Annotated in this window: 14 protein-coding genes; 5 read left to right on the plus strand and 9 right to left on the minus strand. The window is 35.6% G+C overall.

The genetic code is table 11. The features are described 5' to 3' along the window. Positions 1-4 precede the first annotated feature (4 nt). From KI430_RS15040 to KI430_RS15055, 4 genes are all read right to left on the minus strand, one after another. Complete coding sequence (locus KI430_RS15040) at positions 5-1,114, minus strand: Mrp/NBP35 family ATP-binding protein (RefSeq protein WP_248875750.1); 1,110 nt, start codon at positions 1,112-1,114, stop codon at positions 5-7. A gap of 519 nt (positions 1,115-1,633) precedes the next feature. Beyond that, positions 1,634-3,082 carry a serine hydrolase gene (locus tag KI430_RS15045; protein WP_248875751.1) on the minus strand — a complete coding sequence of 483 codons (1,449 nt, stop codon included), beginning with the start codon at positions 3,080-3,082 and terminating at the stop codon, positions 1,634-1,636. 280 nt (positions 3,083-3,362) lie between these two features. Then, complete coding sequence (locus KI430_RS15050; RefSeq protein ID WP_248875752.1) at positions 3,363-3,920, minus strand: hypothetical protein; 558 nt, start codon at positions 3,918-3,920, stop codon at positions 3,363-3,365. A 42-nt stretch (positions 3,921-3,962) separates the two neighbouring features. Then, complete coding sequence (locus tag KI430_RS15055; RefSeq protein ID WP_248875753.1) at positions 3,963-5,198, minus strand: dicarboxylate/amino acid:cation symporter; 1,236 nt, start codon at positions 5,196-5,198, stop codon at positions 3,963-3,965. 373 nt (positions 5,199-5,571) lie between these two features. Here KI430_RS15055 and KI430_RS15060 point away from each other — a divergent pair, with 373 nt between their 5' ends. Together KI430_RS15060 and KI430_RS15065 are read left to right on the plus strand one after the other, a co-directional pair. Then, positions 5,572-6,396, plus strand: a complete 825-nt coding sequence (locus KI430_RS15060) for a UDP-2,3-diacylglucosamine diphosphatase (protein ID WP_248878328.1) — start codon at positions 5,572-5,574, stop codon at positions 6,394-6,396. Positions 6,397-6,552: 156 nt separating this feature from the next. Next, the gene (locus KI430_RS15065) at positions 6,553-7,521 is read left to right on the plus strand and encodes a glycosyltransferase family protein (RefSeq protein ID WP_248875754.1); all 969 of its coding nucleotides are present in this window, start codon (positions 6,553-6,555) and stop codon (positions 7,519-7,521) included. Between the two features lie 43 nt (positions 7,522-7,564). On the opposite strand, the gene KI430_RS15070 is transcribed toward KI430_RS15065, so the two are convergent. The 4 genes from KI430_RS15070 to pncB form a co-directional block, all read right to left on the minus strand. Continuing rightward, positions 7,565-10,219, minus strand: coding sequence for an outer membrane beta-barrel protein (locus tag KI430_RS15070; RefSeq protein ID WP_248875755.1), 2,655 nt, complete (start codon positions 10,217-10,219; stop codon positions 7,565-7,567). Between the two features lie 81 nt (positions 10,220-10,300). Then, a complete protein-coding gene (locus tag KI430_RS15075; RefSeq protein WP_074236974.1) occupies positions 10,301-10,717 on the minus strand; it encodes an SH3 domain-containing protein in 417 nt (138 codons plus the stop codon). 6 nt (positions 10,718-10,723) lie between these two features. Further along, positions 10,724-11,203 (minus strand): BON domain-containing protein, encoded by a 480-nt coding sequence (locus KI430_RS15080; RefSeq protein ID WP_074236973.1) that lies wholly within the window; start codon positions 11,201-11,203, stop codon positions 10,724-10,726. Positions 11,204-11,373: 170 nt separating this feature from the next. Beyond that, positions 11,374-12,549: a nicotinate phosphoribosyltransferase gene (pncB, locus tag KI430_RS15085; protein ID WP_074236972.1), complete on the minus strand. Its 1,176-nt coding sequence runs from the start codon at positions 12,547-12,549 to the stop codon at positions 11,374-11,376. 289 nt (positions 12,550-12,838) lie between these two features. Here pncB and KI430_RS15090 point away from each other — a divergent pair, with 289 nt between their 5' ends. After that, a complete protein-coding gene (locus KI430_RS15090) occupies positions 12,839-13,171 on the plus strand; it encodes a hypothetical protein (protein WP_248875756.1) in 333 nt (110 codons plus the stop codon). A gap of 167 nt (positions 13,172-13,338) precedes the next feature. Here KI430_RS15090 and KI430_RS15095 read toward each other — a convergent pair whose 3' ends face one another. Continuing rightward, positions 13,339-14,436, minus strand: coding sequence for a DUF3667 domain-containing protein (locus tag KI430_RS15095; protein WP_248875757.1), 1,098 nt, complete (start codon positions 14,434-14,436; stop codon positions 13,339-13,341). Between the two features lie 214 nt (positions 14,437-14,650). On the opposite strand from KI430_RS15095, the gene rplM reads away from it, so the two are divergent. Beyond that, positions 14,651-15,106 carry a 50S ribosomal protein L13 gene (gene rplM, locus KI430_RS15100; RefSeq protein WP_074236969.1) on the plus strand — a complete coding sequence of 152 codons (456 nt, stop codon included), beginning with the start codon at positions 14,651-14,653 and terminating at the stop codon, positions 15,104-15,106. A 5-nt stretch (positions 15,107-15,111) separates the two neighbouring features. Next, complete coding sequence (rpsI, locus tag KI430_RS15105) at positions 15,112-15,498, plus strand: 30S ribosomal protein S9 (RefSeq protein WP_074236968.1); 387 nt, start codon at positions 15,112-15,114, stop codon at positions 15,496-15,498. The last annotated feature ends 129 nt before the right edge of the window (positions 15,499-15,627 follow it).

Genomic DNA, 15,627 nt, shown 5'->3' on the forward strand with positions numbered 1-15,627 from the left:
TTTATTATTTTTTCTTAGGCGAGCAACCAGCCATCGTCGTGATTTTCACAGCTTCGGTTGGTGGCAAATTGGTGTTTCTTTCTACAAGGCTCTCAACCATATTTTGAGCAGTTTTGGTGTAGATGTCAGAGATTTTAGAATTTTCCTGCAAAGCAGCTGGTCTTCCTACATCTCCGGCTTCTCTGATACTTTGAATCAAAGGAATCTCTCCCAAAACCGGAATTCCTAAATCCTCCGCCATAAACTGAGCGCCCTGTTTTCCAAAGATATAATATTTATTCTCAGGAAGCTCTTCCGGGGTGAAATAAGCCATATTTTCTATCAATCCCAAAACCGGAATGTTGATGCTTTCCATATTGAACATTGCGATTCCCTTTCTTACATCGGCCAATGCAACGTGTTGAGGCGTACTCACAATCACAGCGCCTGTTACCGGCACTTCCTGAATAATAGAAAGATGAATGTCCCCAGTTCCCGGAGGAAGGTCAATCAAAAGGAAATCCAATTCTCCCCAATCTGCATCACGAATCATCTGATTCAATGCTTTGGAAGCCATTGGTCCTCTCCAAACTACAGCCTGGTTAGCACCTGAAAAATATCCAATCGATAACATCTTCACACCGTAATTCTCTATGGGTTTCATCAGATTTCTACCGTTCACTTCTACAGAAATTGGTTTTTGACCTTCTGTGTCAAGCATTGTAGGAACAGATGGTCCGTAGATATCCGCATCCAATAATCCAACTTTGAAACCCATTTTTGCCAACGTAACTGCCAGGTTTGCAGAAACTGTGGATTTTCCAACACCACCTTTTCCGGATGCAATAGCAATGATATTCTGAATTCCAGGAATTTGTTTTCCTTTAATTTCATTGGTTGGAGGCGTTGCAGGCAATTCAGGAGAAACGATTTTCAATTTCAAATTGATATGTTCTCCGAATTCTGAAGCAAAAGCTTGTTTCATAGCAACTTCCAATTTTTTTTTCTCGTGCATCGCAGGCGAGTGAGACGTCATATCGATATATACATCATCGCCCATCACTTGGAAATTACTTACCAGGTCATCCACTTCTATCTCTTTCAGAAAATCCTGAACTTTTGATTTCGTCAGCATAAAATTTATTATTCTTTAAGTGGCTACAAAATTACGGATTTTAAAATTAATTTAGAATTAATTGAATTTATGATTTTGTCTATGCTGATGATTTTTAACAGGGTTTTTGAGTAGCAGGGTTTGAGCGTTTTAGTGTTCGAGAAATTAATGATAAGGTAAAAACTCGCATACTCTCAAACTCTCCAACTCATTTTAGGAGCCGGGAATCTGCTGTCCACTATATCTTTTTTGTTTTGCGAACATTTTGTCATCGATAGAAGCTGACATCAAAAAACAAAAAAGGATGCCGTTCCCATCAGGGCTATGGATTTAGTCCACCGATTTTAACTTCGTCTACAAAACGCAATTTCGTCATTCTGAAAGAAACCCAACGAAGTGGTTCGACGAAGTCAATCTCAGCCTATTATGGAGTTTGAATTTATAAAGTCTTCGAGAGCCTCAGACTGACATTCGTGAAAGAAGAACTATTAATATCAAAATGTCAAACTGAGCGGAGTCGAAGTATTTTTTTAATTTAGATTAATCAATTCTCAACGTCAGATTATTATCATTCGGATTCCCATTCGTGTTGAGTGCGCTGTAAGGCGTCGTAAACCAACCATTTTTGTTCATCACAAATCTGAACTCATAAGTCTTTCCTTTCTCGAATAGAGATTTAGGCAAAACCAATTCAAAAGTATTCTTGTCTTTGGCAATCATTTGATACATTGTATTAGCAGGATTCCAATCGTTGAATGAACCAGCAACAGCCATTTTCGTTATCGCTTCAGCATTTAAATTTTTAGGAACATTATAATTGAAAATTACTTTATCATTTTCAATTCTATAACCATAAATTTCCTTTTTAATATTAGGTTTATTAATAATTTCAGAAGCAACTGATTCTTCCCTTGACCAATACGGATTTGCTAATTGTTTATCAATCAATCCTGCAATATGATTGACTATAAAATAAAGTGGGGGAAAAGAATTGTATTTGTAGCCGTTCGACATAAAAATGATTGACAAATCATTATCAGGAAAAATACTGTAAGCATTTATGTTTCCGCCGGAAAAACCATAAGACGTTACATTTCCAGTTTTGGTAATTTCCCAACCGTGCGCAAAAATATCTTGTTTATTGGTATAATCAAAAGGTTTCCACATCAACTTTTTTGTTTGATCTGTGAGGAATTTGTTGGTGTCAAGATTAATGCTCCATTGCAAGAAATCTGGAAGCGAAATTGCTAGTCCATTGGCTGGATGCGCCCTCAAACCACCAACGTGTGTAGATTTATTAAACTGTTTCAAAGAATCATTATATCTGTAAAGTTGGATTCGATTAGGGATTTCTTCAAGAGAATTGGAATTGATTATGATTTTGTTCTTCGCATCAGAAAACTGATTTTTCAGAACAAAATCTTCAAATTTTTGTCCACTTATCCTTTCAATAATCATTGCTAACATCATATAATTAGTCTGATTATAACTATATTGATTTCCCGTCTCAAACTCCATTTTTTCTTTGGATAGTCGTTCAAAAACTTCAGAGTTGGAAATGTTTGTAGGCAAATTATGACGCTCAAAATCGGGAATGCCAGATGAATGCGACAATAGGTTTTTTATTTTCACATCTTGCCACTCTTTTGGAAGATTATCAAGATATTTTGAAATGTTATCTTCCAAAGACAATTGACCTTTCTCAATCAATTGGAAAACGGCAATATTGGTAATTAGTTTCGTCGTAGAATAAACTCTGAAAAGAGAATTAGCATCTACTTTCTTCTCAGACTCTAGGTTTTCTCTGCCATAATATTTTTGAAAAATAATTTTATCATTTTTGACAACACCAACCGCCATACCAGGAATTTCAAAAGTTTTCATCACTTCGGTTAGGTAATTGTCGATGGCTTTTGTCTGTTGTGTTTTTTGACAAAATCCTAAAAATGAAATATTTAAGAATAATAGAATTAAGAATGCTTGTTTCATTAATTATTGGTTTACGACATAAAGACAACTATGAGCTTTGATTTGTTACATCTAATTTCGCGAAAATCAAACTTTGAATTTTCAAGAGCCGGGAACCTGCTGTCCGCTACAATTCCTCGCGCTTAGCTTTTCCCATCGCTTGCTGTGGAATTTCCACTACCATCAGGGCAAGGGATTCCCACTTCTTTCTAGCCTTGTCAAGGTTCAAAACCTTGACAAGGCTTTTCTGTAAACGAATTTTTTAAGCGATACTTTATTTTCAGATGTTTACATATTAATATTATAATACAACTAACTCCGATATATTACCAGAATCTGAGACTCCAACTAGTTCTAAAATTTCTTTAGGAATACATTCTTTATTGAAAAAAGATTGAACTTTTTCATCATCCATATTCTTCCGTAAACTAGAATCTGCTATTGGAACCCAAAAATTTAATCCTCCATTCCTGACTTTAATCTCTTCTGAAAAAAATAAATATTGTTCTTTAAACTTTATTTCAAAATTATAGCCATAATATTCTGTAAATATATTTGTTGCTTCAATATATTCTGTCAAGTATTCATTAATTAGTGATAACTTATCAAAAATTATTTGTCCTTGTTTTTCTTCATCATTTACTAAATAATTCCAAGCTATTTCTAGTACGTCTTTAAAAATCAGGAATGAAAAATCTAATTTATCATATCTTTTGATTTTAGGATGAACAAATTGAATATCAAATATCTCAAGATTTATATAAGGAATTATCAGGTTATTTTTGAAAATGAATATATTTTTATTATAGGATTCTGAAGTATTGACTTCGAAAATTTCATTTTTTGCACCAATGATCATCTTAATTCGTTTTTAAAATTATCATTAATTATTATTTTCATCCTAACTCTCCAACTGCCCTTCCCATTTACTCACAGCAGAAGTAGCCAAAGCATTTCCAAGAACATTCGTCATACTTCTTCCCATATCGCAGAAATGGTCGATTGGTAAAATCAAGGCAATCCCCTCAACTGGAATATCAAACATTCCGCAAGCTGCAACAATGATGACAAGACTCGCTCTCGGAACACCTGCTATTCCTTTACTCGTTAACATCAAGACCAAAAGCATTATAATTTGTTGCCCGAGAGGCATATCAATACCGTAAATCTGAGCAATGAAAATCGAAGCAAACGTCATATACATCATACTTCCGTCCAGATTGAAAGAATATCCCAATGGCAAAATAAAAGAAACAATCCTGTTGTTGCATCCGAATCTCTCCAATTCTTCTACCAACTTAGGGAAAACCGCTTCAGAACTGGTTGTGGAAAATGCAATCAACAAAGGTTCTTTTATTCTTCTCAACAAATCGAAAAGACGGTTGCCAAGAATCATATATCCAACTAACAAAAGTACAACCCACAGAACACCAAGCGCAAAAAAGAAATCGCGAAGATAAATTGCATAAACTTTGAAAATTGTAAATCCATTGGTTGCAACCACCGCAGATATCGCTCCGAAAACGCCCAAAGGTGCCACCCACATTATGTAGCCTACCATTTTCAAAATAGCATGAGCGATAATATCCAATCCTTTGATAACTGGTTTTGTGTATTCTTCGCCCATTGCGGATAAAGCAATCCCAAACATTACGGAGAATATCACAATTTGCAAGACTTCATTAGTCGCAAATGCCTCGAATAAACTCTTTGGAATGATGTGTTTTACGAAATCTTCCATCGTAAAACCTTTACTGTTATTTACGATTTCGGAAGCGGAAGAAGTGTCCTGGATTGGTAACTTGGTCACGTGACCTGGTTCCAGCCAATTCACTAGAACCAAACCGATTAATAAGGAAACTAAGGAAGCGGATATGAACCAAAGCATTGCTTTTGTCCCGACACGACCCACCATTTTGATGTCGCCCATTTTTGCAATCCCAACTACCAACGTTGAGAAAACCAAAGGCGCAATGATCATCTGAATCAATCGGATAAAAACTGTTCCCAACAATTTGATGTTTTGAGCGAATTCTTCCTTAGAATCCGGATAGGTTGTGTGGACAATTCCTCCTAAAACAACACCCAAAATCAATGCGAAAATAATCGCGAAAAACAGTTTATTCTGACCTTTCATAACTTTTAAATATTTTGAACACAAAGTCCACGGAGATTTACTTTTATCACAATGTTTTTAAGGCTCAGAAAGGAGTAAACATAATTCTTATCTAAGCGAAGTGTCTTCGTGAACTCTTTAGCATTATTCTGTAAAATTCTTTGTGGGCTTGTGTTCCAATTACATTAAACAATTTTTTCAATATAAATTGAAACTGAACAAAACTAATATTTTTGAGAGAATAACCACTAATATTTTAAATTAATATTAAGACAATCAATCAAAAACACACGATTCTCATCAATAAAAATAAAATAGCATTCACGCACAGTTAAGATTAGAATTCGTTCTTTGTATAAATCTGATTGTGAATGAAATCAAATTCAAGGACGATATGAAAAGGGATGTGGAAATCGTCATTATTTCTGATGTACATCTTGGAACTTACGGTTGCAAGGCGAAAGAGCTATTGAGATACCTAAACTCTATCCGTCCCAAAACTTTGATTTTGAACGGCGATATCATCGACATCTGGCAGTTCAAGAAATCTTATTTTCCGAAGTCTCATTTGAAAGTGGTTAAAAAGTTAATATCGTTTGCAACCAAAGAATCCGAGGTTTTTTACATCACTGGAAATCACGATGAAGCGTTTAGGAATTTCACAGATTTCGAATTAGGAAAACTGAAGCTTTGTAACAAACACGTTCTGAAACTGGGCGATAAAAAAGCCTGGATTTTTCACGGTGATGTTTTTGATGCATCGGTTCAGCATTCCAAATGGATTGCAAAATTAGGAGGAAAAGGTTACGACTTGCTGATTGCGATTAATAATCTCGTGAATTGGTTTCTTGAGAAAATTGGCAGAGAGAAATATTCATTCTCCAAAAAAATCAAGAATAATGTCAAAAAAGCTGTTAAGTATATCGGTGATTTTGAATTGACAGCTTCTGAATTGGCAATTGAAAATGATTTTGATTATGTGATTTGCGGACATATTCATCAGCCTCAAATCCGGGAAGTAGTTGGTAAAAAAGGAAAATGTATGTATCTGAATTCTGGAGACTGGGTAGAAAATCTTTCGGCTTTGGAATATCATAATGGCGACTGGAAACTTTTCGTTTACGAGGAGGAAAAACATACTCTTATGGATGAAGAACCGGAGGAAATGAAAGAAATAGACAGTGCAGAGCTGATGAAAATCGTGACTCAGATTGTTTAATTTTTTACAATCGCAAAGGTGGAAAATGAAATAAACTAACTTTTAAATCGCAAATTTCCTAGTCGTACTTTGCGACTTATAGTATAAAAATTTAAAAAAATAATTGCGTCTTTGCGATTAAAATAAAAACACAAATATTTAATTTTTTAAATCCTTATGAAAATATTATACGCCTTTCAAGGAACAGGAAACGGACATCTTGCCAGAGCTCAGGAAATTATTCCGATTTTGAAGAAACATGCATTGGTAGATACTTTAATCAGTGGACATCAGACTCAACTGAAGTCCGATTTTGATATCGATTACCGGTTCAAAGGCGTGTCCTTGCTTTACAATAAAACAGGTGGTTTGTCTTACAAAAAAACTTTGCTGGAGAATAATTTCTGCAAAGCTGCGAAAGTAATTAAAGATTTGGATTTGAGTGCGTATGATTTAATAATCAATGATTTTGAACCTTTGACAGGCTGGGCAGCAAAACTAAGGAATCTTCCTATTATAGAATTGAGCCATCAGGCTTCTTTAACATTTAAAGAAACACCGAAGCCAGAGAAAAAAGATTGGTTTGGAGATTTTATCCTGAAACATTATGTGCCTTGCGAAAAGAAAATCGGATTCCATTTTGAAAATTATAACTCCCATATCAAAAAGCCGGTTATCCGACAAAAAATTAGAAAACTGAATCCTGAAAATAAAGGTCATTATTTGGTTTATCTACCAAGCTTTTCTGATGAGGTCATCACAAATTTTCTGACAAGAATCGATGTTCAGTGGAAAGTTTTTTCCAAATATGCCAAGCAACATCAGAAATTCAGCAACGTAGAAATCTTCCCGATTGATGAGAGAAAATACCTGGAACTGTTCGAATCTTGCGAAGGAATCCTATGTAATGCAGGTTTTGAAACGCCGGCTGAGGCACTGTTTATGCACAAAAAACTATTCGTCATCCCAATCGAAAATCAATATGAGCAGGAGTGTAATGCTTTTGCGTTAGACAGATTAGGTGTTGCGAATTCGGAAAAATTGGATCCAATTAAAATTCGTGAATGGATTAATTCTGACCAATTAATCGAGGTGGATTATCCGGATAATATCGAAAGTATTTTGACAAAAGAGGTTTTGTATTGATTAAATCAAATAGTCACAATAGATTTTATTTACAAAAATAAAATCAGTTTTTCTTGCCTCCGAACTTATTTAGATTCATCATCAGCGATAGCATAAAATAACGTTTCAGGACAAGTTCTTCTCTGTCTTCGATGTAATTGTCGCCGATGTTTCTGATGGCATTTTGACGTTGATTCAGAACATCATTGATGTTGAATCGCAGTGTCATTTGTTTTTTGTAGAATTTGTAATTCACACTGGCATTCCAGAAATAGGAAGTCCTGTTGAAACCTGCGGAAATGTTATTATTCTTGGTCACATTGATATCGTTGCTGAAATAAAGATTGGATTTCAAAAAGTAATTCACCATTCCGATAGTGTAATTCTGTTGAGCCGCCCGCGTTTTATCAACCCGATAATTGGTGTAATTGGAGAAATTATAATTAAGATTGGCAGAGCCGGTCAGGTCCAGAATATCTCTCAGGTTGAGCCTAACAGTCATCTTCGGTGCAATATTGTAAATCGTGTTGGTGTATTGGACACCATCCACAAAACCTTTTCTGTGGGTGTAGCTTGTCAGAAATGATGGCGAAATTCGGAATTCATTTTTATCCCATTTGTAGGTTTTTGAAAAACGGCCATCCCAACTCAGGGTTTTGTTTCCGCTAATGTTGGCAAAAGTTCTGAACTGCCTTCCCGTATCATCATAATAAGAAAAATCGGAAACGTTATTATCCGTATAACTAAATTTCAGCGAAGTTGAGTAAGTCATGTGCTTGGGAAGATTCCTATTCACAAAATAAATGGAGCTCGTATTTTTCCAGGTGCTTTTCAAATCAGGATTCCCCTGTGTGGTAAGCAACGGATTGGAAAGGTCTATATAAGGATTGAGCGCCGTCATCTGAGGTGCTGTGAAATCGCTTTGGTTGGATAGTTCCAAGGATTTGCTACTGGAAAATTTGTAAACGAATCTTGTGTTATAATTCGGGAAAATGAAGTTTTTTCTAAAATCGATATTGTCATTGTTGAAGAAAGAATGAAAATCGTTGTTGTTGATTTCCAGATTAGCATTGAAGAAAAACCGGAATTTAGTTTTGTTCAAGTCATAACCAGCCACGGCATAAAGCGAGTTGATATCCTGATCGATTGTATTGGATAGTAAAGAATTGTATGTGGAAAATTCTCCTGTTGCTGTATCAAAATCGTGAACTTTTCTATCATTTCTGAGAGACAGAGATTTGTAAGTAATTTCTGTGGAAACGATGGCCGAGTCGGAAACTGGTTCATCGTATCTTGCATTGAAGCTAAAATCTGTGTTTTGATTTTTAGAAACTGAGCGCTGATTTCGGTAATCATTTTCTTCGGTAGACTGATGAAAAATGGTCGTTGTCAGATTATAATCGGTGCCGCTGTTATCCATCACATTGCTGCTGACAGACGCAGAAAACGTTCGTCTTTCTTTCTGAAATTTTCTTGTAATTCCTAATGATTGTGAGAAACCATTATTGACAGATTTTTGTTTGACAGAACCCGAACTGGAGTTAAGTAGAACATCATCCCGCAAGGTCACAGACTGATTATCAGAAGTGCTTTCGGTGGTATTGTTATTAAAATTGGAATTGAAAATAATGTTTGTGAACTTATCCAATTTCAAAATTGAATTGGTGCTGAATCCCAATCTTCGCAAATCTCTGTCGCCAGTACGTTCCGTATTTCTATCTAATTTGTAGTCGGGCAGAAAGGTGGTTCGGGCAGATTTGGAGTAAGTTTCGGAGTTTCGTTCATAATAATTGGCATTCAATCTTTCCAAATCGAAGTTGTCAAACTTGTTAGAATAGGTCGCATTCACAATTGTTGTACTGAAAATTCCGGCTCCGGAACCCGTTTTTCCTGATAATCCGGCATTAATATTATTGGAGCCAGCCGCTAAAGAAAGACGTGAATCCTGTTTTATTTTTGTAAAAAAAATGGCGCCGTCATAACGTTCATCCGAACCATAACCTAACCTTATGTTGCTTGTAACTCCGACTTTATTTTTAGGATCCATTTCAAAATTCACTGTGAGGCTGTCCGTGATTGGCGCTCTTCCCGTCAGTTCTTCTTCCTTGGTTTTAGAAGTGGTAACCTGTATTTTTTTGATGATGCTGGCAGGAATTGTTTCCAGTTCCGTTTTTCCGTCTTTATCAAATAACGGTTTCCCATTGATGTGGATTTTGCTTACTGATTTTCCGTTAACCGTAATTTTTCCATCCGCATCGATTTCAGCACCTGGAATTTCTTTTAGCAAGTCGTCTATCTTGGAGTCAGGTTTTACTTTCAGGTAAGAAGCGTTGTACTCAACAGTATCTTTTTTAATTTTTACAGGCGAAACCGTGATTTTGACTTCCTCAATATTGGTTACAAGTTCTTTGCTGAGTTTTATTGCTCCTAGATTTTCATTTTGATGAATGGACTCGAATTTTCGAGAGAATGTTTTGAGTTTATCTCCGGAAATCTGTAGAAATGAAGCTTCGTTTTGTGGGGGAACTTTGATGCTGAAGTTTCCGCTTTTACTTGTTCCAATGTAATTGATAATCGCCGAATCCTTTTGTTTCATCAAAGAAACGGTGATATTTTCCAACGGATTATTATTTTCATCCGTCACTTTTCCTGTTACGTTGTAGGTCTGCGCATTCAGTTTCAGAAAAGTGAATATGAAAATAAGCCAGAATTTTTTCATCAAATGTTAATAGTTTTCGGCATCAAAAATAGAAAAAACCCCTGAAAAATCAGAGGTTTTAATTTTTATTAAGTTTTGAAATTAAGCTTTCAAATATCTTGCATAAGCATAACCTTCCTCACCGTCAGCAGTTTTGATTTTCCACCAGTCGTCTGAAGACTGCTCAACCAAAGTTACTGTTTCACCTTTAGCAGCTTTTCCAACAATAGAAGCTTCTGTAGAAGGTTCTTGTCTGATGTTAAGATTAGACTCATCTGTTGCAACAGTTAAAGAAGCACCAGCTGCCAATCCGGAAACTTGCACATCGATATTAATATCTGTTGCTGTATAAGAAGAATCAATGGCGCCCAAAGCATTCCAAACTGTATCTTTTGCTGCGCTGCTAGACGCTTTTCCTGTGATATATAGAACACCGTCTTGCTCCTGCACAGAAAGGTCGGATAGTCCTGCAGACTGAGCTGCTGAAACTACACTTGCATATTTGTCTTGTAAACTCATTTGTGATTATTTTACAGTGATTTTGTTATCGTATTTACCAATTTTAAGAGCATCTACAGACTCTTTCACTTTTCTTGCGTTAGCAGAAGTTGTAGAACCTGTCAACGTCAATGTTCCCGCAACATCTTCAGCTTTTACGCCTGGGATATCTTTCAATGCAGTATTTACTTTAGCTAGAACAGCAGCGTCAACCATATTCACTTCCACAGGAGCAGCCATTGGCGCTACAGTTGCCATATCGTGAACATCTTTCACACCCTCTACTTTTTTAAGAGCTGCAATAGCTGCTTGTTTGTCAGCTTCTGTTGCGAAAACTCCGCTCAAATGCGCTTGTCCTTCCTTCACTTCCACAGAAGTTCCAGGATAAGCAGTGATTGCTGTAGTTGCGTTGGTTGTTAATTCTGCATCAGAAACTTTCTTTTTGCAGGAAACGGCTGTCATCGATACCATCAAGGCAAGAGCAGCGATTTTGAATGTTTTTTTCATAGGATAAAATTAATTAAGTTGTGTTTTTTAAAGAGTAAAATTGATGCCAAAAGATTTTGTTGACTTTTTCTTGATATTCAGATTTTAAACTTTCACTTATTGTAAAGTTAATTTTTTTTTTGATACAGCACTGAACTTTAAATAAATTTAACAGACATTATTATAATGTATTATTTAATCCTCAAAAACTCCTTCGCCAATTCTATCATTTTTGGGTCGCCGGTATATTTTCCTTTTTCGTCAGATAGTTTCACAGTCGGAATCCATTCATTATTAATTCCTTTTACACTGATGAGTTTCATTACGATGTTCATTGGTTTAAGTCCAACATCATTAGTAAGATTGGTTCCGATTCCAAAAGAGATTCCGATTTTACCTCTGCAGTAATTGGTGATTTCTTCAACTTTTTCAAGATTCAGTCCGTCAGAAAAAATAATGTATTTGAATAATGGATTGATGCCGTGCTTTTGATAATGCGCAATGGTTTTATCAGCAAATTCAAACGGGTCGCCGCTGTCGTGACGTACGCCGTCAAACAACTTTGCAAACTTTTTATCAAACTGCTGGAAGAAAACATCCGTGGTGTATGTGTCGGAAAGTGCAACTCCCAAATCGCCACGGTAAACATTAACCCAATTTTCCAAAGCAATAGAATTGGCCGTTTTGAAACCAAATTCTGCGGCGTGAAACATAAACCATTCGTGGGCATGTGTACCAATTGGTTTTACGTTGTAAAGCATAGCCAGATGAACATTGGAAGTTCCTGTAAAAGTCGATTTTTTATCCTGAATCAAGGCATCCATCACCAATCTGTGAACTTTGTAAGAATGTCTTCTTCGTGTTCCAAATTCAGCAAAAGGAACGCCCAATTCTGTCAAATGAACCGCTTTTTCTACAGTTTTATTAATGACCTCTTCGTTGGTTTGTCGCTCCATATGATTCATCTCATAATGAAGTTCGCTGATGAGCGCCAGAAGCGGAACTTCCCAAAGAATGGTTCTGTACCAGAGACCTTCCACCGAAACTTTTAGTTCGTTGCCATTTTGTTCAATCTTCACTTCAGAAGGGTCGTAATGAAAACCTTCCAAGAAATCGAGGTAGGGTAGAGCAAGATATGGACAAGTGGCTTTCAGATATTTTTTTTCGTCTTTGGTCAGCTTCAGTTCTGCCATTGCGTTGACAGACTTTCTAAGTTCTTCTGCAAAACCTTCCGGAAACTGATGTTTTCCACGGTTGATGAATTCGTATTTTACAATCTCGTTTGTGAATAATTTCACTACTGCATTTTGCATTGTAATCTTGTAGAAATCGTTATCCAGAATAGAGTTTAGTCTTACCTCGCGCATAAAAAAATCATTTAAACAAATCTAAGGAATTTTGTTGAGGAGATTTTAGAATCTTGCGGAATTTATCATAATGGCACAAAGATTTTCTTTTTGATTTATAGTATGTTTTTGAGGCACAAAGTTAACTTCGTCAATATGAAAATCTTTGATTTCTATCGTGCCTTAAAAACAGTAAGAGGAAAATATTTTCATAGTGCTTTTGTGTTAGACTTCATGGATTAAATTAAAGCAAAACTTTCCAAAAGTAATTTTCAAATTACAATCCTTACTTTTGTAAAAATTATTTAGAATGATAAAAGCGCTGATATATTTTGTAGTTGGAACCTTGATTAGTTTTTTCTTGAGACGTTTTACAGGAGAACCTGCAGAATTTTTGGTAGAACTATATGTGGCTTCTGCTTTCGGAATTGGTTGGGGATTAGCTTATTTTGTAGACCATCCGGAGTGGCCGCTTCCAAAGAAAATGGGAATCTCCTTTATTGGGATTATTGTTCTTGTAGCTATTGGCTTAATATTTTTCAATTTCGAAACTGCTTTGCCGTCCATTATCAAGTTTTCTACGGTCTTTGTAGCTTATTATATGATAGCGAGTTTCCGGGAAAGTAAATCGTTGAGGTATTAAATATATTTTGGGCAGCTTATCCGCCTTCCGCTCCTAATCTTTTTGTTCCGCTGCGCTACACAAAAAGGATTTCCGCTCAAGTCGGGCTGCAGCAATTCAATGTACAAAACAAAACCTTTCAAAGCTTGAAAGGTTTTTCATTTATATTAAATCTTAGTAAATCATATTTAATGAATCATCAGGAAGCTGACTACGCCTAAACCCATCACCAGAAACATAAAAGCAAAGAAATTAAACATAAACAAAATGCTTCCAATCATAAAACTGATAATACCGTGCGTATGATAAACCTTATAATGGGCTATAAAAAAATAAATGATACTGTAGAAGAATAGAACATTCATCAGCAGATATATAAAGATATTGATTGAATTATTTAAAACATCGGTTAACTTATATAGTGTTGAGAACAGTAAAATTGTCAGTAGCAGGAAGCAGAAATAATGCAGTGTAAAAATGCCGTGGTCAAAATACCACCATTTTTTCTTGTTGTGGAAAATCCATAGGAAAAATGCAAAAATCGGAAGATAAATGAATAAGGCTTTTGGCAAATTATGAAAAGATACCTCGCCCAGTTTTTTTAGGATTTCTCCTTTTGTAATACCTTTTTCCTTTAACTCGAAAAATTTGTGAGCAACAGGAACATTAATGAAATCGAAGAATGATGGGTTTTTTGCTTTTGCAGAGTCAAATGATTTTCTGGTTGTATAACCATTATATTCAAACTTATCATCCAGTTTCTTACTCATATCAAAGCTGTCTTCGATATCACTTAATTTTGCAGAATCTTTTAGTAAAGTATTAACTTTACTAATTGTGACAGAATCCGTTCCCTTCATTTTTTCTTGCGCTCTGATGCTGTCAAGCTGTTTCGAAGTTTCTGCAAGTCTGTTCAGTGAGATTATCTTTTCTTTTCCAGAGTCCTTTTTTCCTTCAAAATTAATGTCGAAAGGCGGGAAAACAGCAAATAGGAAAAATGTTATGAAACTGATGAAAATGTAAAGTTTAACCGGCGGAACAAATTTTTGTCTTTTACCTTCCAGATAAGTATTGGTCAATTTACCGGGTTTGAAAAGCAGATTTTTAAGAGTTCCCCAAAATTGTCCGTCGTAATGTGTAAAATCCTCTACAAAGTGAGTGAAAAGATAATAGAAAGGCTGCCTTGTCTCTATGTTCTGCTGTCCGCAATGGGGACAATAATGTTCCTCAACAATATGTCCGCAGTTTAAGCAGTCTTTTTCTTCTCTCAGTTTTCCGTGGCTCATTTTATAGAATTTTTTCAAAAATATAAAAAAGCAACATTATATAATGAGTCCAGTATTAATTAATTTTTAAAATCAATGTCAGGATTTATTTCAATAACTCATTAATAATTAGAAATTTAAAATATTTCTTTGGGGAAAATTTTTCATCCGGGAAAATTTTGCTACCTTTGCACACCCGTAAGGGAAAATTATGTTTAATCGTAAACGATAAATTGTGAATACATTAAGTTACAAAACAGTATCGGCAAACAAGGCTACAGCAAATAAAGAATGGGTTGTTGTAGACGCTGCTGAGCAACCGTTGGGAAGACTAGCTTCTACAGTTGCAAAGATTTTGAGAGGTAAGCACAAAACGAATTACACGCCACACGTAGATTGTGGAGACAACGTAATCGTTTTGAACGCTGGGAAAGTTACACTTTCCGGAAACAAGTGGGCAGACAAAACTTACATTTGGCACACTGGATATCCAGGTGGTCAGAAGTCTATGACTGCTGAGGAGCTTAAGAAAAAAGATGCTCTTAAAGTATTAGAAAAATCTGTAAAAGGGATGCTTCCTAAAAACAGATTAGGTTCGGCTTTATTCAAAAACCTTTATTTATATGAAGGAACAGAGCACAAACACGAAGCTCAACAGCCAAAAGTAATCAATGTTAACGAATTCAAATAATTAATATGTCTACAGTACACAAAATCGGAAGAAGAAAAACTTCTGTTGCAAGAGTTTATGTGAAGCCAGGAACTGGTAACATCACTATAAACGGTAAAGATGCTAAAACTTATTTCTGTACGGATGTTTTAGTTTATAAAGTGAATCAGCCATTTTTATTGACAGAAACTTTGGGTCAGTATGACTTAACTGTTAATGTTTTTGGAGGAGGTATTACTGGTCAGGCAGAAGCTATTAGACTAGGAGTTTCTAGAGCATTGTGTGAAATTAATGAAGAATTCAGATTACTTCTTAAGCCACACGGATTGTTGACTAGAGATGCAAGAATGGTAGAGAGAAAGAAACCAGGTCAGAAAAAAGCGAGAAAGAGATTCCAATTCTCAAAACGTTAATTTTTCAGATTCAGGATATCAGATACAAGATACAAGACTTTATGTTTTCTTCTTGGTTCTCGATTCTTGGCTCTATTATCTAAACAAAATATTGCCCGTTACGTTTAGCATCCAAACTTTACTCCCATC

Source organism: Epilithonimonas zeae, assembly GCF_023278365.1.
GTDB lineage: Bacteria > Bacteroidota > Bacteroidia > Flavobacteriales > Weeksellaceae > Epilithonimonas > Epilithonimonas zeae_A.